Here is a 19,381-nt window from a genome sequence, read left to right on the forward strand (position 1 = left end):
AATGAGCTGTCAGGCCTCAACTAGGGTGAAGAGCAGACATATTTTTCCCCTTTATATCCATACGTAAGTAGCGTACAAATAATGAATGCTTTGTTTATCGAACTGCCGCCCTTCGAACGCCATCGCAGAGACTACCTGGGCGACGAGGCATTCCGCTGTCTCCAGCTCGCCTTGCTGCACAACCCAGAAGCAGGCGAGGTCATCCAGGGCACCGGCGGGCTGCGCAAGGTCCGTTGCGTTGACCTGCAACGACACAAAGGCAAACGAGGCGGCATCCGGGTGATCTACTACAGGTGGCCGCAAGGCTCCCAGTTCTGGCTATTCACCCTGTACGACAAGGACGAACGGGATGATTTGAGTCCACAGCAGAAGCACATCCTGAAACAACTGCTGAACAGAGAGATAGAGGCGAGAAACCACCATGAAACGTGACATTTTTGCAGAACTGGTCGAGGGCTTCGATGCACTGGCCGACCAGCGCCAGGGGAAAGTCACCCTGCGTACCCACAAGGTCCAACTGGGCAAGCTGCAACCGATCAGCGCCGATGAACTGGTGGCGATCCGCACCCAGTTGAAACTGTCTCGGGCGGTGTTCGCCCTGTACCTGCGCACCAACACCCGGACCCTGGAGAACTGGGAGCAGGGCCGCGCCAGGCCCAATGCCCAGGCCACCACGCTGATCCGGCTGGTGGAGAAGTACCCCGAAACCGTCGGGCACCTGGCCTCCCTGGGCTGAGGCAACATGAGGATTTGCAACCGGGCATCACGCTCTCACTGCCCTTTTGCACATAACTGCTGTTCCCCCCGGGGCCTTAATCCCCGTCGGCGGGCTTCGTATAGTGAGCGCTCAGTGCCCCATAACCAGAACGTCGAGAGGCCCGAGCATGAACCGTCCACAGCCGATGATCGCCAGCACCGAACTGCCCGCCTGCGAGCAGGACGCCGAATACTTCGAATACAGCAAGGCCGCCAACCCGATCAGCGCCGGATTGATCTCGCGCATCCCCTACCAGGGCTTCCCCGCCTCGCTCTACGACAGCGGGCCGTCGCGGCTCGTGCCCCTGGACCTGAGCGAAGCCCTGGGTTGCGAAGGCCCGGCTACCGGCCCCGGGCTGTGTGCCAACTTTATCCGGCTCAACGCCGGTGACACGCTGACGCTGCACCCCAACGCCACCTCCCAGGTGCTCTATGTGATCGCGGGACATGGCAGCCTGGCCCAGGGCGAGAGCCGGTTCGACTGGTACAAGGGCTGCTTTGTCGCCCTGCCCGGCCGCCAGGCGGTGGAACTGACCGCCAGCGAGGATAGCCGCTTCTACTACGTGCATGACGAACCGTTGCTGCGTTACCTCGGTGTCAGCAGCCAGCAGGATCGCTTCAGCGCCACCCTGTACCCGGCGCAGATCGCCAATGCCAAGCTGCGCGAAGCCGCCGACGACCCGCGCGCCCAGGACCGCAGCCGCATCAGCATCCTGCTCGGCAACCGGCATTTCCCCCAGACCCGCACCGTGACCCATGTGCTCTGGGCGATGTACGGCATCCTGCCACCGGGCTCGGTCCAGAAACCCCATCGCCATCAGTCGATCGCCCTTGATTTCATCATCGACTGCCCGCCCGGTTGCTACAGCCTGGTGGGCACCGACGTCGACGAACAGGGACAGATCCGCAACCCGACCCGGGTCGACTGGGCGCCTGGACTGGCGTTCGTCACCCCGCCGGGTTACTGGCATGCGCACTACAACGAGTCGGACCGCGAAGCCTTCCTGATCCCCATCCAGGATGCCGGTCTGCAGACCTACCTGCGCGCCCTGGATATCCGCTTCAGCTGAGCGCTCTCAACGCTGCCAGTAAGGCGGTGTGCCGATACGTTCGAGCATGAAGTCGATAAAGCTGCGCACCTTCGACGAGACGGTGCGCTTGGGCGGATAGACGAACCACAGCGACGAGGCGATCTGCGTGGCCTGGGCCTGCCAGTCGGGCAGCCAGTGCAGCAGTTCGCCCTGCCTGAGCAAATCATTCACCAGCCAGTCCGGCAACAACGCCATGCCCAGGCCCTGGCGCACCGCCAGCAGTTGCGCATCCAGATCGTTGATGCGCAGATCCCCCCTGAGCACGACACGCTCGGCCTGGGCCCCTGGCGCCTGCCGCGGCACAAAAAACACTTCGTCGGGCAGGTTGCCGTTCAACAGCGTGCCACACTCCGCCAGCTCCTGCGGTGAGCCCGGTGCCGGATGCTGCCGGGCATATCCAGGGCTGACGCACAGCAGCGTGTGTTCGGCCGCCAGCTTGCGGGCCTTGAGCGAAGAGTCCGGCAACACACCGACGCGCAGCGCCAGGTCGACGCCGGCACTGATCAGGTTGACGTGGCTGTCTTCCAGGGTCAGCTCCAGGCGAATTTCCGGAAAGCGTCTGGCAAAGTCGCCGAGCAGCGGCAACACATGGTGGCGGGCGAAGGCCGGCGGCAGGTTGAGCTTGAGCAGGCCCCGGGGTTGCTGGTTCAGCGCCGAGGTCGCGGCCCTGGCCTGATCCAGTTCGGCCAGTACCCGCAACGCATGGTGCAGGAAGGTTTCACCACCCTCGGTCAGGCGCAGGGTACGGGTCGAACGATTGAACAGGGCGATCCCCAGGTCCTGCTCCAGGTCCTTGATGTAGCGCGATACGGTCGAGGCCTTGATCGAGAGCTTCTCGGCCGCCCGGGAAAAGTTGTTGGCCTGGGCGGCTTCGACAAAGGCCGTCAACGCGGCGAAATAGTCCATACGGGTATCCACTCGGGGGCGGCTCGGCGCTTGAGCCGCGGGAACTACCGAGTAGATACCGCTATCTGCCGCCTTTGGGCAAGCCCGTCGGCAAAATCGAAGCGATCCGCCAGGAACGGCGTGATGTCCAGCGGCAACGACTGCTGATGGAGCAGGCGTTCGAGCATGACCCCGGTGATCGCCGACGTGAGAATGCCGGTGCGGAAATGCCCGCAGGCATTGAGGTAGCCGTCGACACCCGCCATCGGCCCGAGGATCGGCAGCTCGTCGGGCGACCCGGGACGCAGGCCGGCCCAGCAGCGCTTGAGATTGATCTCCCCGAGTTGCGGCACGCAGCGAATCGCCCCCTGCACCAGCGCCGTTACCTCGGGGAAGGTGGTACTCACGTCGAAGCCCTTGTCCTCGGTGGTGCTGCCAATGAGGATTTCCCCGTTGTCCTTCTGCGCCATGTAGCAGTCACTGGTGGTCAGGCAGCCCTGCAACAGGCTGGGCAGGCGCTCGGTCAGGAGAATCTGGCCCTTGACCGGCCTGACCGGGATCGCGATGCCGGTGGCCTGCCGGCTGAGCTCGGCCGCCCAGGCGCCGGCGGCGTTGATCAGGGTCGCGCAATGGAACTCGCCCGCCTCCGCGGTCCGCACGCCACTGACACGCTCGCCCTGATGCAGGACTTCGGTGACGTTGGTATTGAAGTACAGGTCCACGCCATTCTGCCGCGCCGCCTCGGTATAGGCATCGGCCAGGCGGAAGGGACTGACCTGGTGATCACAGAGAAACTCCAGCGCGCCTTGCGCCTCGGGGCTCACCGCCGGCTCGGCTTCGCGCAGGGACTCGCGATCCAGCCAGCGCAACTGGTCCGCCAGGTGCGGGATGCGCGAAACGATATGCTCGGCATACAAACGATCTTCATCGTCGTAGATCACGTATTTCAGGCCGGTGCGTTCGAACTTGAAATCCATGCCATGGCGCTCGATCAGCTCGCGATGCAGTTCCGGGTACAGCGCATTGGACTGCAAGGCAAACTCGAAGAAGGCCGGTGGCAGGATATGCGGCGTGCTGGCGTCCACCGCCACCGCCGCGCCATGGGCCTCGCGACGGCGTTGGGCGGACATCATGCGAAAGAAGATCACCCCGCAGCCCAGCCCCACCGATTCGCCGATGGCCCACAGGCCGCCGGCCGAAGCGCGGGTCGCGTTGCCCGGACGCTTGGCGTCGATCAGGGCAATCCGCAGTTTCTTCTGGCGCGACAGATGATAGGCACAGGAAGCACCGATCACACCGCCACCGGCAATCACGACATCGTAGGTTCTGCTCATGGTTCAGGCGTCCTTGCCCAGGTGCTGGAAAGCGGAAAAGGGAATCGGCTCGATGGGAAAACGTGGCCGCAACCAGCCGACATCGGCGCGCCCGGTGGCCTCGCGCAGACGGTCGCTGCAATAGCCGACACACATCCGCCCCTGGCAATCGCCCATGCTGACGCGGGTGCGCATCTTCAGGCCGGCCATGTCCTCGACACCCTGGGACAGCGCCCGGTCGATATCGGCCCGGGTCGCATGTTCGCAACGGCAGATCACCGTGTCGGCCTTCGCCAGGTCGATCTGCCGGATACCGCGCCGGGTGTAGCGGTCGACCCCCGAGCGGAATTTCCTGATGCCCGCCAGCTTGTCGAGATAGACCTGGCGCAACGCCAGGGCGGCCTCGGCGTCGAGGACATCGCGTTGCATCAGGATCGATACCGCGGCGATCCGCCCGGCCAGCATCGCCGCCTCGCCACCACGAATACCGCCCATGTCCCCGGCCAGGTGGATATGCGGCTCGCTGCTCTGCTGCCAGATATTGGTCTCGGCACACAGGTAGCCGTCGGCATTGAAGCCATGGCCCAGGCCCATCTGCTGGCTGAGCTGGGTGCGCGGGATAAATCCGTAGCCGACGGCCAGGGTCTGGGCCTCGACCTGATGGGCACGCCGCAGATCCGCTTGCCAGTCAGCGGAATAAGGCGCCAGGGTCACGCGCATCAACTCGTCCTGGCCCTGTGCCTCGACCACACCCCAGCCATAGTGCATGGCGATGCCGTGCAATTTCAGGTAGGCGAGCATGCTCAGGCCATCGAGGAACATCTGCGGCTTGTGCAACAGCGCCAGGCTTTCGCGGGCGATCCGAGCGAAGGCACTGGCCTCGTAGACACCGGCAATCGCTACGCCCGCCGCGTGCAACTGGCAGGCCACCAGCGGCAGCAACGGCCCGGTACCGGCGATCACCGTGGCCCCCAACGGCTTGACCACGCCGCTCTTGATTTGCAGTTGCAGGCCGCCCAGCAGCATCACCCCGGGCAGGGTCCAGCCGGGAAACGGCACATTGCGCTCATGGCAGCCGGCCGCCAGCAGCAACTGCGGGTACTCGATCTGTTGCAGGGACTCGTCGGCATCCAGCGCCATCAGCGTCCGCGCGCCCTCACCGCCGACGATACGGGTGTTGCAACGCACCTCGACGCGATCGACGCAGGTGGCGAATTCACCGTGGAGTTTCTCCAGGGTCGCGCTGTAGCGCGCGCCCAGGTAACCAAGGTCGACCCCGCTGCGCAGCGGCCCGCGATAGACCACGCCTCCCAGCCGCGAGGCCTCTTCGAACAGCACGCTGGACACCCCGTGGCGGGCCAGTTCAACCGCGGCGGCCATGCCTGCCGGGCCACCGCCGACGATCACTGGAGGCAGGCTCATAGCACCTCCAGCACGGCAAACCGGCTGACTCCGGTCTCGATGCGCATGCCCGGCCGGACCAGGGTCTGGCAGGCCCGGCGCTTGAGCCGGCCGTCAATCGATACCAGACAGCTCTGGCACACCCCCATGCCACAGAAGGCACCTGCCACTTGCCCGTGATCGTTGCGCGAAACCTGGCGCAGTCCGACCGACTGGAGTACCGAGAGCACTGTCTCGCCTGCCGCCGCCACTACGCTCTGGCCGTTCAGATGGAGGGTCATATCCGCCCGGACAAGGGGCTGGATATCGTATTTTCGATCCAGGTCGTGCATGGTCCGTATCATCCGTGATTGACATAATCGTCCATCACGATAAGGAGTCTGCCCGGGCAAAACCTTGATCCAGGCCAGTAAAGCCTTGAAAAGCAGGACCGTGTATCAGCTCGCCACCGCCGTGCTCATGAAATCGATAAAGGCCCGGCACGCCGCCGACAGTTGCCGGTGTGGCGGATAGATCAGCGAGAACGGCCGGGTACGTCCGCTCCAGGGCTCCAGCAGCTTGACCAGGCGGCCATTGGCAAGGCGCTCGCGGACGATGAACTCGTAGGTCTGGCAGAGACCCAGGCCGTGCTCGGCCAGGGACACGATGCCCAGCACATCGTCGGTCACCTCGATACCGGCCGCCGGTGCCCAGTCGACCTCCCGCTCACCGTCGCGAAACAGCCAATGGCCGACCCGCCCGCTGCTGGGCATGACAAAGGGCAGGCACTGGTGCCGGGCCAGTTCCCCGAGATGCAGCGGCGTGCCGCAGCGCTTGAGGTAGTCCGGCGCGGCCACCACACAGAGCAGCGCATCCTCCAGCTTGCGGCCGATCAGACCGCTGTCGGGTAACGCCCCCAGGCGAATCGCCAGGTCATACCCTTCGGCAACCAGGTCGACATTGCGGTTGGTGATGCTCAATTCGATCCGCACACCGGGATGCGCCGCGTGGAAGCGCTTCAGTAACGGTGGCAGACGATAGTGGCCGTAGGTGGTCGGCACGCTCAGGCGGATGCGCCCGCTCAGCGCGCCATCCTGTCCCTGGATGGCGCGCTCGGCGTCGTCGATCAGGCTGAAGGCCTGGCGCGACTGCTCCAGATACAGGCGCCCGGCCTCGGTCAGGCTCAGGCGCCGGGTAGTGCGCCGCAGCAACTGGACGCCGAGCCGGCTTTCCAGCCGCGCAATCGCCCGGCTGATCACCGAGGGCGTCGTTCCCAGAGCCACGGCCCCGGCACTGACGGTGCCCTGCTCGACCACCGTGACGAACGCCTCGACATCGCCAAGGTAATCGAATCGCCGCGCCATTATTGCCTCCAGAGGCCAGATGAATTCCTGCAAGGCTACTTTATCGCCCATCCAGGCATCAATAAAGTCGTCAGCCTGTTCATTCGCACTTCGGAGCCTCACATGAAACCCACACTCAAACTGGCCATGGCCATCACCCTCGCCACCGCCAGCCTTGGCGCCCAGGCCGCCAATGTGCTGGTGGTGCTGTCGGATGCCAACCATCTCGACCTGCAGGACGGCAAGGTATTCCCCACCGGTTTCTATCTCAACGAACTGATGCAACCGGTCAAGCGCCTGCTGGACGCCGGCCACCAGGTGACCTTCGCCACGCCCAATGGCGATGCCCCGACGCTGGACAAGAGTTCGCTGGACCCGATGTATTTCAATAACGACCAGGCGGCAATGAATACCCACGCCGCGTTGCTGGAACGGCTCAAGCTGACCTCGGCCGGGGAATCGCCGGTGATCAGCCTGTCGCGGGTCGAGCAGATCGGCTATCGGCATTTCGATGCGGTCTATATCCCCGGCGGCCATGCGCCGATGCAGGACCTGCTGACCAGCCCGCGCCTGGGCAAGCTGCTGGCGGACTTCCATGCCCGCGGCAAGACCACGGCACTGGTCTGTCACGGGCCGATTGCCCTGCTCTCGACCCTGGCCGACGCCGACGGTTTCAAACAGCAGATGGAAAACGGCGGGAAAGCAGCCGGCAAGCCGGACTGGATCTATGCGGGCTACAAAATGACCGTGATCAGCAATCAGGAAGAAGAACTTGCCAAGGGCCTGCTGGCCGGCGGACGCATGAAGTTCTATCCGCAGACCGCCCTGGAACAGGCTGGCGGGCTGTACAGCAGCAACACCTCACCCTGGGCCGCCCATGTGGTGGTCGACCGCGAACTGATCACCGGCCAGAACCCGGGCTCGGCGACCGCGGTGGGCGATGAGTTGCTCAAGCGCCTGAAGTGATCACTGCACAGCCTTGAAAATCCATGCCCCTGGGCACCGACTAACGGTTTGACAGGATTGGAGCTAGTCTTCAGGCGCACCTGACCCACTCGCGCCTGCCGACCGATGGAGCACGCCATGCTGGTGATAAGAGAGGCTCAATGGCGCGCAATCGAATCGTCGCTCCATAGCGCCTTCGAGACGCGCGCAATCGCGCAGTTGCGCGCGTCCCGTGCACACCACCTGCACGAGCTCGACGATGACACCTTGCGCATCTGTGTGCACAACGGGATCCGTGTTGCAGTGGATCATGGCATTTCGGATGAAGCGTTCGTCATGGCCCTTCTCGAACTGATGGTCGATTTTGGCTGGAACTTTCAGAGTTCCACGCAAACCTCATGGGCAATGGACATTCTTTCGCGGAGCGAACTCACGGAAGACGAGAAAATCGCCGAGCTGCTGCGTCACCGGTTATCCCTCATGCTGGAGAAACGGAATGCGCTCGGTTGACCCCGACAATATCAATAAGATTGCCTTCGACAGGGCATCGCACGCCGTCTTCATCAAGACTCGCGGACGAACGAATACTCCCGACACGGAGGAGCTGCGTGAACTCTGGTTCAACCGCTATGAGGAAGAAGGCGGAAAAGTCATCATCGTCAAGAAACAGGAGAAGCCCCTGACTCCCATGGTGGTGCCATGCGAGGCCAGCAAGCCACTACCAGAGCCCAAGGTCATCCCTCCCCTCACGCTCAAGATCATTGAACTGACGTTCCTCTCGGACCATGGGCTGCTCAAGGACAATACGACCGACTGGAAAAACACCGGTGCCTTATATACCAAGCCGGATTGGACGCCGGGCAAATCCAATATGATCAGCCACAGCATCAACACGAAATTCCGCGTCCGGATTGTGATCGAGGCCGAGGGAGAAGCGCCGGATGACGGTAGCATCGAAGGGGCTGTCGGACCCGTTCGATTTTCCTCCGCCGCCGTAACCTTCAACATCGGCAGGAACACGCTGGATCTGACCTCGGACTCAGAACTGCCGAACATCGCCAGCGGAGTGTTCAAGATTGCCTGGACGGCCACCACCAGGCGTGGAGCACAGGTGTCGATAGGCGCCACAAGCAATCATCTTTTTCTGACCTTTTCGACCCCACGTTTGCGCCCATCCGAGCCGGATGATGGGGTTACCTCCTACCGCATGAAACACTCGATCGCGGCAGTCAAGACGATCGGGCTGAGCGCGCCCCACAAGATCGTCGAGACACTGATGGGCTATTTCCCGACCTATACGCTTGAAAAGAACGCGAATGTTCCCGACGAGCTCGGTCATCCGTATTACACACATCCGGAAATCGGCGCCTGGGCCCTTGGCCAGTATCGGAAATACACGGCTGAGTGCCAGGCCATCTGCCGGTTCGTGCGTGGCCTCCTCGAGCAGATCGGATGTCCCGGTACGGTCGAACCTATCGTCGTGTGGGCCGATCCGTTGGACAAGATAGTGAAAGAAGCAGAGTACGGCAGCTCGAGAAGCGGCCTGCGCTTCGTGACCAAGACGGTTCAAATCGAAACGGAAGTGGACGAGGAGTACGAGGTTCCACCCACCGGACTGTTCGGGTCGATCTTCGGCAGTCCGACCAAAAAAATCAGGAAGAAAAAAATCAGGGTGCCGCAAACCTGGAACGCATTTCTGACCACCAGCGCTGCGACGGTCGGGGAGGATGCAACGGACAGTGGCCTGAACCTGTACGAAGCCTGCCTGAAATTCACCCACGCGGGGATCGTCAGATACTACGGGGGTGGAGCGGGAGTATTCAAGACGAAAGAGAAGGTCGTGGCAGCCTTCCATTCGCTGATCTGGGTTCACAGGAAAGCACAGGATCCGGACGACAGGCTCAGCCCGATGATCCCGGTCTGCAAGGAAATATTCCATAGCTGGCGCTAGCGGACGCGTTCCCACGCAGAGCGTGGGAACGCTTTCATGGCCTAGCGCCGACGCTTCATCAGCCAATACGCCGCCGGCAGCACGAGCATCGACAACAGGGGGGCGGTGATCATCCCGCCGACCATCGGCGCGGCAATCCGCTTCATCACCTCGGAGCCGGTGCCGCTGCCCCAGAGAATCGGCAGCAGGCCGGCGATGATCACCGCCACGGTCATCACCTTGGGCCGCACCCGCAGCACCGCGCCCTCGCGAATGGACTCGAGCAGGCCGGCGTTGTCATCCCGCCCCTCCTCCAACCGCGTGGCCCAGGCGTTCTTCAGGTACAGCAGCATGATCACGCCGAATTCCGCCGACACCCCGGCGAGGGCGATAAACCCCACGCCGGTCGCCACCGACTGGTTGAACCCGAGCAGATAGAGCAACCACACCCCGCCCGACAGGGCGAACGGCAACGTGACCATGATCAGCCCCGCTTCGCTGAAGCGCCCGAAGATCAGGTACAGCAGCACGAAGATGATCAGCAAGGTCGCCGGCACCACCCACATCAACCGCGCATTGGCCCGCTCCAGGAACTCGTACTGGCCGGAGTAGGACACGGTCATCCCCGGCTTGAGCTGTACCTGCTGCGCCACTTGCTGTTGCAGGTCGCGGGCGGTGGACGCCAGGTCACGGCCACGCACATCGACATAGATCCAGCCGGACAAGCGCCCGTTCTCGCTGCGCAGCATCGGCGGCCCGGCGCTCACGCCGATATCGGCCACCGCGCCCAGGGTGATCTGCTGGCCGCCAGCGGTCAGTATCGGCAATTGCCTGAGGGCCTGGGGACTGTCGCGCCATTCCCGTGGATAACGCAGGCTGATGGGATAGCGCGCCACACCTTCGACCGTCTCGCCGACCGTGCTGCCACCTACCGCCCCGGAGACCACCGCCTGCACATCGGCGATGCTCAAGCCGTAGCGTGCCGCCGCCAGGCGATTGATCCCGATATCGAGATAGCTGCCGCCGGTCAGGCGTTCGGCCAGGGCCGAGGTCACGCCGGGCACCTGCTTGGCGACGCTCTCGATCTGGTGGGCGATGTCATCGATATCGGCCAGGGAAGTACCGGCCACCTTGACCCCGATCGGGCTCTTGATGCCGGTGGCGAGCATGTCGATACGGTTGCGAATCGGCGGCACCCAGAGGTTCGACAGCCCCGGCACCTTGACCGCCTGATCCAGGGCCTCGATCAGTTTTTCCGGGGTCATGCCCGGCCGCCACTGGTCACGGGGCTTGAACTTGATGGTGGTCTCGAACATCTCCAGCGGCGCCGGATCGGTGGCGGTCTCCGCCCGCCCGGACTTGCCGAAGACATGCTCGACTTCCGGCACGCTGCGAATCATCCGGTTGGTCTGCTGCAGCAGTTGCGCCGCCTTGCTGACCGGCAGGCCGGGCAACGCCGAGGGCATGTAGAGCAGGTCGCCTTCGTCCAGCGCCGGGATGAACTCGCCTCCCAGCTGGCTCAACGGCCAGAAGCTGGACAGGAAGATCACGGTCGCCAGCGCCAGGGTCAGTTTCGGCCATTTCAGTACCGCTTCCAGCACGGGCCGATAAGCCGCGATCAACCAGCGATTGAGCGGGTTCTGCTGCTCGGTGGGAATGTGCCCGCGAATCCAGTAGCCCATCAGTACCGGCACCAGCGTCACCGACAAGCCCGCCGCCGCCGCCATCGAATAGGACTTGGTAAACGCCAGCGGACCGAACAACCGCCCTTCCTGGGCCTGCAAGGTGAACACCGGCAGGAACGACAGGGTGATGATCAACAGGCTGAAGAACAGTGCCGGGCCGACCTCCGCCGCCGCCTCGCCGATCACCCGCCAATGGGTTTCGCCCTGCAGCTTCTGGCTGGGGTGTCGCACTTGCCAGGCCTCGATATGTTTATGGGCGTTCTCGATCATCACCACGGCGGCATCGACCATCGCGCCGATGGCAATCGCAATACCGCCGAGGGACATGATATTGGCGTTGACGCCTTCGATGCGCATGACGATAAACGCCATGAGCACCCCCAGCGGCAAGGTGATGATCGCCACCAGCGAGGAACGCAGGTGCCAGAGAAACACCAGGCACACCAGCGCCACCACGCCGAACTCTTCCAGCAGCTTGAAACTCAGGTTGTGGATCGCCCGGTCGATCAGTTGCGAGCGATCATAGGTGGTCACCAGCTCGACACCCGCCGGCAGGCTGGAGCGCAGGTCGGCGAGACGGGCCTTGACCGCTTCGAGGGTCTCGTGGGCGTTCTTGCCCGAACGCAGGATGATGACGCCCCCCACCGCCTCGCCTTCACCGTCGAGTTCGGCGACTCCCCGGCGCATTTCCGGGCCGAGCTGGATCGTCGCGACCTGCCCGAGCAGCGTCGGCACGCCGGTGGCCGAGGTCTTCAGCGGGATATTGCGAAAGTCATCCAGGGTCTTCAGGTACCCGGTGGCGCGCACCATGTATTCGCGCTCCGCCAGTTCCAGCACCGAACCACCGGCTTCCTGGTTGGCATTGCCCAGGGCCTCGCCGACCTGCTGCTGGGTGATCCCGTAAGCCACCATCTTCTGCGGGTCGAGCAGCACCTGGTATTCCTTGACCATGCCGCCGATGGTGGCGACTTCCGCCACGTTGGGCACGGTCTTGAGTTCGTACTTGAGGAACCAGTCCTGGATCCCGCGCAACTGCGCCAGGTCATGCTGGCCACTGCGATCCACGAGGGCGTACTGGTAGATCCAGCCGACCCCGGTGGCATCCGGCCCGAGGGCGCTGGTCACCCCCTTGGGCAGGCGTCCCTGGGCCTGGTTCAGGTACTCCAGCACCCGCGAGCGGGCCCAGTACAGGTCGGTGCCGTCGTCGAAAATCACATAGACGAAGGAGTCGCCAAAAAACGAGTAACCACGCACGGTCTTCGCCCCCGGCACCGAGAGCATGGTACTGGCCAGCGGGTAGGTGACCTGGTTCTCGACGATCTGCGGTGCCTGCCCGGGAAAGCTGGTGCGGATGATCACCTGGGTATCGGAAAGGTCCGGCAGCGCATCCAGCGGGGTGTTGCGCACCGACCAGATACCCCACGCCACGATGAACAGGGTCGCCAGCAGCACCAGGAAGCGATTGCCGATGGACCAGTGGATCAGGCGCTTGATCATTTCATGCCCTCCATCGCGTTCATCGATGGCGTGGCGGACGTCGCGTCCTGCGGCTCGGCGAGGCCTTGCAGGCTGGCTTCGGAATCCAGCAGGAACTGGCCGGAAGTCACCACCTGCTGCCCTTCGGTGAGGCCTTCGAGAACTTCGATGCGCCCTGCCGACTCACGTCCGGTACGGACTTGCACCGGTTTGTAGCGCCCCTTGTCCCCGGCCAGCATCACCAGGTCGCGCTTGCCGGTACGGATCAGCGCTTCACTGGGGATCAACAGGCTCGGACGCGGTTCGGTCGCAGCGAAGCGCACCGAGGCAAACATGCCGGGACGCAGGCTGCCGTCAGTATTGGGCAACTGGCTGCGCACCGTCAGGGTACGGCTCTGCCCATCGACCCCCGGCAGGATCGCCAGCACCTTGCCCTGCACCCCACGACCGGGATAAGCCGACAACGCCACTGCGACCTGCGCGCCCACCGCCACCGAAGAAGCCAGGGCCTCCGGCACTGAAGTATCGAGCCAGACGCTGGACAGGCCATTGATGCGCGCCAGGCTCATCCCGGCGGAGACGGTCATCCCGGCACGCACTTCGAGGCTCTGCAGTTCGCCGGCAATCGGCGTGGACAGGGTCAGCACGGGACGGACCTTGCGGGTCTTCGCCACCTGGGCGATCACGTCGTCGGGCATGCCCAGCAGGCGCAGGCGCTCGCGGGTGGCCTGGACCAGCCGGCTGTCACCGGTGGCGAGCACCGCGACAAACTCCAGTTGCGCGGCGGACCATTCCGGGATCAGCAGATCCACCAGCGGTGCGCCGGCCGGCAGGACATCGCCGGGTGCGCGATCGTAGACCCGCTCGACAAAACCGGCGGCACGGGCTTGCAGGTTGACCACGTCGCGCTGGTTGTAGGCCAGCGCGCCGACGGCCTCCAGGCCGCCGGGCAGAGATTCGCGAACCACCGCGGCGGTACGCATGCCGAGGTTCTGCGCCAGTTGCGGCGATACGCTGATGGACGTGCTGTCCTCGGCGGCATCGACATACTTGGGCACCAACTGCATGTCCATGAACGGTGATTTGCCCGGGGCATCGAAATGCTGGGTCGGGTACATCGGGTCGAACCAGTACAACGCCGGGCGTTCCTTCTTGCCGGCATCGGTGGTGGCGGACATCGCGGTCCCGCCGTGGCCGAGCCAGTAGCCACCGGCAACACCCAGTCCCGCCAGCGCGAGGGTCAGTACGGAATAAGCGAGCGTCTTCATTTGAGGCCCTCAACATAGGCGAAATAGAGGCTGGCGGACAGTTGGCCGAGTTGGGCCTGCTGACTGATCTCGCGCAGGTGGGCTTCGATCAGTTCGCGGCGCGCGCTGATCACCGCGTTCAATGGACTTTTCCCGGCCTTGTAGGAGGCCAGTTCCAGGTCGCTGCGCCGGCTGGCCAGGGGAATCGACGATTGCTGCGAGCGTTCGACGGCTTTTTTCAGGCGCTCGAGCTCGGCCAGACCACTTTCCAGTTCGGCCCGATGCTCGCGCAACATCACTTCCTGCTCGGCTTCACGCTGTTCGAGCGCGTGTTGCCGGGCATTGATTCGCGGCCCCTGGCGGGAGCCGACGAACAGTGGCAGGTCGAAAGTGAACTGCAACGACGCCATATCGCCGCCGAACTGGCGGTCGCGATGGCCGTATACCAGCTCGACACCCCAGTCGGGTTTCTTCTCGGCGATGGCCTCGGCCAGTTCGGCATTGGCTTCGCCGACCCGGGCGGTGGCGGCTTGCAGGTCCGGATGACGACCCAGGGTGTGTTGGCTGTGGGGCAGGATTGGCGCCCAGGTCGGTGGCCCGTCCTGCAACGGTTGATCGGCGTCGGCACCGATCCAGCGGCGCAGTTTCGCCCGGGCGACGGCGATGTTCTGCACCAACTCGTCGCGACGATCCGCCAGGCTCAGCGCTTCCTGGTCAGCCTGCAGCAGATCCCCGGACTGGGCACCGCCACCGGCGATGCGCGAGGCGGTGGTAGTGCGCAGCAAGGCGACCTGATGGTCCAACTGATCGAACAGGCTCACGCTGCGCTCGGCGTAATAGACCCCGAGCCAGGCCAGTGCGGTTTGCCGCTTGACCTCCAGCAGGGCCGCGCGCTGCTCGGCCTCGGCGACGCCGACGGACGCCAGGGCGAGGTTCTTGCGGGCCAGGCGCTTGTCGCTGTTGGGAACTTCCTGGCGCAGCCCGATCTGCCGTTCGGTCATCGAGTCACCGTTGAACGAATAGCGACCGGAGCCCTGGATCGGCAGATCCTGGATGCCCAGCATCAGCTTGGGATCGGGCAACGCATCGGCCGGCCCGACGGAAGATTGCGCCGACTGCACCTGTGCCATGCGGGCAAGGTTCTCCGGCGCGGTATGTTCGGCGAGTTGCTGTGCCCGCTCGAAACTCAGGGGCTCGGCCTGGACGGCCAGCCACGGGCTCGCGCCCAGGACAACAGCGATCACACCGGCCAGCAGGCGGTGTGAGGGAATGAAAGCGAACATGCGTTCGTCTCCAATGCAGATGATCGAGGTGTCCGCCGTCACAGGCGCACACACAGGCTCCCGCGCCCTTTACAGGGAACGTGGAATGAACATCAGGGCATCAGACGTAACGCGGAGGGCGCCACAGGTCGGCCGGCTCGGACTGGAGCACGGTGGGCGTTGGCAGGGTGAGCGGCAACGGTGGCAGCGAAGAGAAGGTGCCGATATTCAGGATCCGGACCAAGCCACCGATCTTGCACTCCTCCCCCGACTTGCACGGCGACTTGGAGACGGTGCCGTGCTGCATGTCATTGCAGCAGGGGGCATGGCTCATTGCCGAGCCGTCATGACTCATCAGTGGCATCGGGCAGGGTTCGGCAAAAGACGCGGCCGCGGCCACGCTACCGAAGATCGGCAGCATCAGGCTGAGCACCAGGGTCAAGATCAATCGAAACCTGAACATCGGAAACGCCAACTGAAAAGTAGGGTTGAGGGAAAAGATACGCTATTTGAAGGGGCGCGGGTTAAGTAGAGATTAATGTTCTACGCTTCGTTGCGCCGAAGCCGCACGGACTTCCGGCTGTCCCGTTCCCAAGGAGCTCTTCATGGCCATCACACTGCACAATCAGACCGGCTTTATCAGCCAGTTTGTCGTCAAACAGGGAGATCTGATCATCGCCCGTTTACCGGGGCTGGAACCCGATGCAACCCTTATCGTCCCCTTGGATGACACTCGCCAAGTCAATGCCAGCACGGTGATCGACGGCAATACCTATGTTTCGGCCCCGCTGGAAATACGCGGCAGCATGGGCTTTCTCGCCCAGGTCCTCCAGGTGCCCAGCCAGGGAAGCTATGAGTTCGAAGTCGTCGAATCACCGAGCCCGGTGGCTGACCAACTGAGCTTTCAGAAAACCTGCCTCAACCCGGTGACATTTACCCTGACCAGGGACGATAAACCTCTGCAAAACGTGGTGGTGAGCGATTCGTTCAGGGTCGAGACACTGAACATCGGCCATACTTTTTCCGCCTATGCCATCATCAACGGGATCACCACGGCTACCGTCTCGACCAGCAATCCCAACGCGACCATCAGCGCAGTGCAGGACACCTCCACGCTGGAAAGCGGCTACTTCACCCTGGTCGTTCAGTAATCAAACAGCATGCAGAGGGCAAGGACGCCCATGACGCGCTATTCCGCAACCGCCTGCAACATCCACCCGCCTTCGCGCTCCTCGATCAGGCCGCAAGCCAGCAACAACGGACGCAGGCGAATATGCAACTCGGGTTTGACGAACTCCTGTACTGCCGGGAGGTCCAGCAGTCCGGGAACCTCCAGGTCGGTCTTGAAGAACGACAGCCAGGCCTTCTTCAGCACCAGCAGGACCTCGCTCGGAGTGGTCCTGGCGAACTGGCGGTTGACCACCTTGCCCAGTTCGAAGGTGTGCTGGAAGGCATAACCGCTCTCGCTACCCGCCGCGTCCACGCAGCGCATGCACTGGCACGGCCCATCGGCAAACGCCTGGAGCAGGAAGGCATTGAAGTCCGTCACGGGCTTGAGGGAGAGCCGCTTGTCTACCTGGAACAAATCGTCCTGCTGTGCCATTTCGGCCATCGTGCCCTTCCTTAACAATAGAGTGCGCGTGCCCGCGAACGTCGGGAGTCGCGGGTAAAAAGTCGCGAAGTTAATGCCTCGACTTTCGGAAGTCAAAGCAACCCGTGTTTCGCCTGACACCCGGCGCTCAATCCTCCAGTTCGGATGCCGTCGGCATCACCTGCTCGACGGATTGCCTGGACAATGCCAGAGTGCAGAACATCTCACGGTCCATGCGGGCGCCTCGCGCATTTTGCCCAGCGAGAGCAAAGCCATCGCCATCGTGGCCAAGGCATGTGGCAGGACGATGTTTCGATGGATACCACGCTGGCGACACAATGCCTGACTGCGCTGCAAGGTACGCTCCTACTCGCCCCTGGCCAGGTTGAGCTTGGCCTGGGCATTGAGTGCCAGCCGCTCAATGCTTTCCAGCCCTGCCGACAGCGCCAACAGGTGCAGGGACTCCAGGGCGAAACAGGCTTCTTCGGGTTGCTCGCAACGCTGGTACAGGCTGACTTCCGCCATCAACCGCTCGGTCCGCAGTCGAGGCGACCAGTCGGCAGACTCGATTTCGATAATCTCCTCGAGAATGCAAGGTGCCTCGCCAGATGCTTGCCGAGCCATCGGGAGCTGCGTTGTCCGCCGGCTGGTTCTGGAAATGCAACAATCTCAATCACCTGGCGGACCACAGGTGTTTTGAGGAAATCACCCAAATCATAAACGGCGGTTCGAATGGCGCAGACCAGCGACTGGCGCTTTACCACACCGCCCTGCAAGTGCTGAAAGTACCTGTCGAGTCAGATGCCGCCGATAACCCGACCCCTGACCGGAGATAGGTCGCGATTTGCGCGCATCACTTTCCAGGCTTGACTTCTCTTTTTATATCAGTAACATACATCTCATTCCGCGATAGCTCAGTTGGTAGAGCAAATGACTGTTAATCATTGGGTCCCTGGTTCGAGTCCAGGTCGTGGAGCCAGACAAGGTTGCGGGGAAGGCTTTAAAAATCTCTGAAACCACCGAAAAAACCGCCTTCTGGCGGTTTTTTCGTTTTGGCCACATCGGCAAGGCTGACGCCTTGCACGTCAGCCCACCCTCTTCAACTATCGCACCGCCTATGGCCTGGCGATATCCGTGCGCGAAACATCAGGTGACGACTTCGGCAAAGTGTCCCGCAGTTGCTTGACCTGTGCTGCGTTGACGGTCGGCGCCTGGTTGCCCCAACTGGTGCGGATGAAGCTCAGCAGTTGTGCCACTTCTTCATCCGACAGGCGCCAGGCGAAACCCGGCATCCCCAGCTCAGAAGGCGCGGTAGTGGTGGCAGGTAATTTACCGCCCGCCAGCACCAGGCGGATCATCGACACCGGATCTTCAGACAGCACCGACGAGTTACCGGCGATTTTCGGGAATACCCGCGCGTCGCCCTGACCGTTGGTACGGTGGCAGGCCGCACAGTTGTCGATGTACAGCTGCGCACCACGGCTGCCCTCCTGACCCGCAGCCAAGGCCTTGGCGGTGGCCGGGTCGGCGCTGAAACCCGATACCTGACGCTCGCCGGCAGGCAGCGTTTTCAGGTACGCCGCCATCGCGTGCAGGTCGCTATCGTTGAGGTTCTGGGTGCTGTGAACCACCACATCGCCCATCGCACCACCCAACACTGCATGGGTTTCGCTGCGGGCACTGCGCAGGGTCGCGACAATGTCGTCGAGGCTCCAACTGCCCAGGCCGTCCGCCGGACTACCGCGCAAATTCACTGCCAGCCAGCCATCGATCACTGGTCCACCAGACAAGTAGGCCGGACTGGACTCATCCTGCGCCTTCTCCTGCAAGGTCACCGCACGCGGTGTGTGGCAACTGCCGCAGTGGCCCAGGCCCTGGATCAGATACGCACCACGTGCCACCCCGGCGTCCTTGTAGCCATCGGCCTTGAACACCACCGCATCGGGGTCGGGCGCAAACACCTTGCGCCAGATCGCCAGCGGCCAGCGCATGGACAACGGCCACGGCACCGCGTTGGCGCGGTTCTCGGCATTGACCGGCGTGACGCCGTGCATGAAATAGGCGTAGAGCGCCCGCAGGTCATCGTCGTTGACCTTGGCATACGCCGGGTAAGGCATGGCGGGGTACAGGCTGCTGCCATTGGCAGCGATACCGTGACGAACCGCGCGGTCAAAATCCTCCAGTGAATAACCGCCGATACCTGTGGTTTTGTCTGGCGTAATGTTGCTGCTGTAGAGCGTGCCGATTGGCGAGGCAATCGCCAAGCCACCAGCGAACGGTTGCCCCCCCTTGGCGGTGTGACATGCCGTGCAATCACCTGCGTCAGCCAGGTAGCGCCCTTTCTCGATCAACGCGGCCTGCCCGGCTTCAGGTGCCGTTTGCAATGCCCGTGTGTGTGTCGGCCAGAAAGCGAACACCAACAATCCAACCAAAACCGCCACAGCCAATCCAACCAGGCTCAGGAGAAACTTTTTCAT

The 19,381-nt window shown here is 63.1% G+C and carries 20 protein-coding genes and 1 tRNA gene; 9 read left to right on the top strand and 12 right to left on the bottom strand.

The genetic code is table 11. The features are described 5' to 3' along the window. Positions 1-81: 81 nt before the first annotated feature. The 3 genes from KI243_RS21820 to KI243_RS21830 all read left to right on the top strand — a co-directional run bounded on the left by KI243_RS21820 (position 82) and on the right by KI243_RS21830 (position 1,826). Positions 82-432, top strand: a complete 351-nt coding sequence (locus KI243_RS21820) for a hypothetical protein (protein ID WP_042937104.1) — start codon at positions 82-84, stop codon at positions 430-432. Then, a complete protein-coding gene (locus tag KI243_RS21825) occupies positions 422-736 on the top strand; it encodes a transcriptional regulator (protein ID WP_177118801.1) in 315 nt (104 codons plus the stop codon). Before KI243_RS21820 ends, KI243_RS21825 begins: the two co-directional genes overlap by 11 nt. Before the next feature lie 148 nt (positions 737-884). Next, entirely contained in the window at positions 885-1,826 is a 942-nt protein-coding gene (locus KI243_RS21830) for a cupin (protein WP_177118800.1), read from the top strand. A 6-nt stretch (positions 1,827-1,832) separates the two neighbouring features. On the opposite strand, the gene KI243_RS21835 is transcribed toward KI243_RS21830, so the two are convergent. The 5 genes from KI243_RS21835 to KI243_RS21855 form a co-directional block, all read right to left on the bottom strand. Further along, positions 1,833-2,753: a LysR family transcriptional regulator gene (locus KI243_RS21835; RefSeq protein ID WP_177086687.1), complete on the bottom strand. Its 921-nt coding sequence runs from the start codon at positions 2,751-2,753 to the stop codon at positions 1,833-1,835. Positions 2,754-2,797: 44 nt separating this feature from the next. Continuing rightward, positions 2,798-4,066, bottom strand: a complete 1,269-nt coding sequence (gene hcnC, locus KI243_RS21840) for a cyanide-forming glycine dehydrogenase subunit HcnC (RefSeq protein ID WP_177086685.1) — start codon at positions 4,064-4,066, stop codon at positions 2,798-2,800. Between the two features lie 3 nt (positions 4,067-4,069). Next, positions 4,070-5,467, bottom strand: coding sequence for a cyanide-forming glycine dehydrogenase subunit HcnB (gene hcnB, locus KI243_RS21845; RefSeq protein WP_212809904.1), 1,398 nt, complete (start codon positions 5,465-5,467; stop codon positions 4,070-4,072). Further along, a complete protein-coding gene (gene hcnA, locus KI243_RS21850) occupies positions 5,464-5,778 on the bottom strand; it encodes a cyanide-forming glycine dehydrogenase subunit HcnA (protein WP_017129443.1) in 315 nt (104 codons plus the stop codon). The genes hcnB and hcnA overlap by 4 nt, the downstream gene beginning before the upstream one ends. Before the next feature lie 105 nt (positions 5,779-5,883). Further along, the gene (locus KI243_RS21855) at positions 5,884-6,789 is read right to left on the bottom strand and encodes a LysR family transcriptional regulator (protein WP_212809905.1); all 906 of its coding nucleotides are present in this window, start codon (positions 6,787-6,789) and stop codon (positions 5,884-5,886) included. 102 nt (positions 6,790-6,891) lie between these two features. Between KI243_RS21855 and KI243_RS21860 the strand changes: the two genes are divergently transcribed. The 3 genes from KI243_RS21860 (at position 6,892) to KI243_RS21870 (ending at position 9,664) form a co-directional block, all read left to right on the top strand. Beyond that, a complete protein-coding gene (locus KI243_RS21860) occupies positions 6,892-7,734 on the top strand; it encodes a type 1 glutamine amidotransferase domain-containing protein (protein WP_177106589.1) in 843 nt (280 codons plus the stop codon). A 117-nt stretch (positions 7,735-7,851) separates the two neighbouring features. Then, entirely contained in the window at positions 7,852-8,223 is a 372-nt protein-coding gene (locus KI243_RS21865; protein ID WP_017129446.1) for a hypothetical protein, read from the top strand. Beyond that, positions 8,210-9,664, top strand: coding sequence for a hypothetical protein (locus KI243_RS21870; protein ID WP_212809906.1), 1,455 nt, complete (start codon positions 8,210-8,212; stop codon positions 9,662-9,664). The genes KI243_RS21865 and KI243_RS21870 overlap by 14 nt, the downstream gene beginning before the upstream one ends. A 41-nt stretch (positions 9,665-9,705) precedes the next feature. Here KI243_RS21870 and KI243_RS21875 read toward each other — a convergent pair whose 3' ends face one another. From KI243_RS21875 to KI243_RS21890, 4 genes are all read right to left on the bottom strand, one after another. Further along, complete coding sequence (locus tag KI243_RS21875) at positions 9,706-12,825, bottom strand: efflux RND transporter permease subunit (RefSeq protein ID WP_212809907.1); 3,120 nt, start codon at positions 12,823-12,825, stop codon at positions 9,706-9,708. Next, entirely contained in the window at positions 12,822-14,072 is a 1,251-nt protein-coding gene (locus tag KI243_RS21880; RefSeq protein ID WP_017129449.1) for an efflux RND transporter periplasmic adaptor subunit, read from the bottom strand. Before KI243_RS21880 ends, KI243_RS21875 begins: the two co-directional genes overlap by 4 nt. After that, positions 14,069-15,334, bottom strand: coding sequence for a TolC family protein (locus KI243_RS21885; RefSeq protein ID WP_017129450.1), 1,266 nt, complete (start codon positions 15,332-15,334; stop codon positions 14,069-14,071). The genes KI243_RS21880 and KI243_RS21885 overlap by 4 nt, the downstream gene beginning before the upstream one ends. Positions 15,335-15,434: 100 nt before the next feature. Further along, positions 15,435-15,776 carry a hypothetical protein gene (locus KI243_RS21890; RefSeq protein ID WP_017129451.1) on the bottom strand — a complete coding sequence of 114 codons (342 nt, stop codon included), beginning with the start codon at positions 15,774-15,776 and terminating at the stop codon, positions 15,435-15,437. 142 nt (positions 15,777-15,918) lie between these two features. On the opposite strand from KI243_RS21890, the gene KI243_RS21895 reads away from it, so the two are divergent. Continuing rightward, positions 15,919-16,464, top strand: a complete 546-nt coding sequence (locus tag KI243_RS21895) for a hypothetical protein (protein WP_017129452.1) — start codon at positions 15,919-15,921, stop codon at positions 16,462-16,464. A 38-nt stretch (positions 16,465-16,502) separates the two neighbouring features. On the opposite strand, the gene KI243_RS21900 is transcribed toward KI243_RS21895, so the two are convergent. Together KI243_RS21900 and KI243_RS21905 are read right to left on the bottom strand one after the other, a co-directional pair. Next, positions 16,503-16,925 carry a hypothetical protein gene (locus KI243_RS21900; protein ID WP_017129453.1) on the bottom strand — a complete coding sequence of 141 codons (423 nt, stop codon included), beginning with the start codon at positions 16,923-16,925 and terminating at the stop codon, positions 16,503-16,505. A 345-nt stretch (positions 16,926-17,270) separates the two neighbouring features. Beyond that, positions 17,271-17,429, bottom strand: a complete 159-nt coding sequence (locus tag KI243_RS21905) for a hypothetical protein (RefSeq protein ID WP_212809908.1) — start codon at positions 17,427-17,429, stop codon at positions 17,271-17,273. Between the two features lie 83 nt (positions 17,430-17,512). On the opposite strand from KI243_RS21905, the gene KI243_RS21910 reads away from it, so the two are divergent. Both KI243_RS21910 and KI243_RS21915 read left to right on the top strand, forming a co-directional pair. Further along, on the top strand, positions 17,513-17,740 hold the full coding sequence (locus KI243_RS21910) for a hypothetical protein (RefSeq protein ID WP_212809909.1): 228 nt from the start codon (positions 17,513-17,515) through the stop codon (positions 17,738-17,740). 67 nt (positions 17,741-17,807) lie between these two features. Next, positions 17,808-17,883 (top strand) — tRNA-Asn (locus tag KI243_RS21915). 136 nt (positions 17,884-18,019) lie between these two features. Here the strand turns inward: KI243_RS21915 and KI243_RS21920 are convergent. Further along, positions 18,020-19,381, bottom strand: coding sequence for a cytochrome c (locus KI243_RS21920; protein WP_017129461.1), 1,362 nt, complete (start codon positions 19,379-19,381; stop codon positions 18,020-18,022).

The sequence above is a fragment of the Pseudomonas sp. Ost2 genome, from assembly GCF_018326065.1.
Classification (GTDB): Bacteria; Pseudomonadota; Gammaproteobacteria; order Pseudomonadales; family Pseudomonadaceae; genus Aquipseudomonas; species Aquipseudomonas gingeri.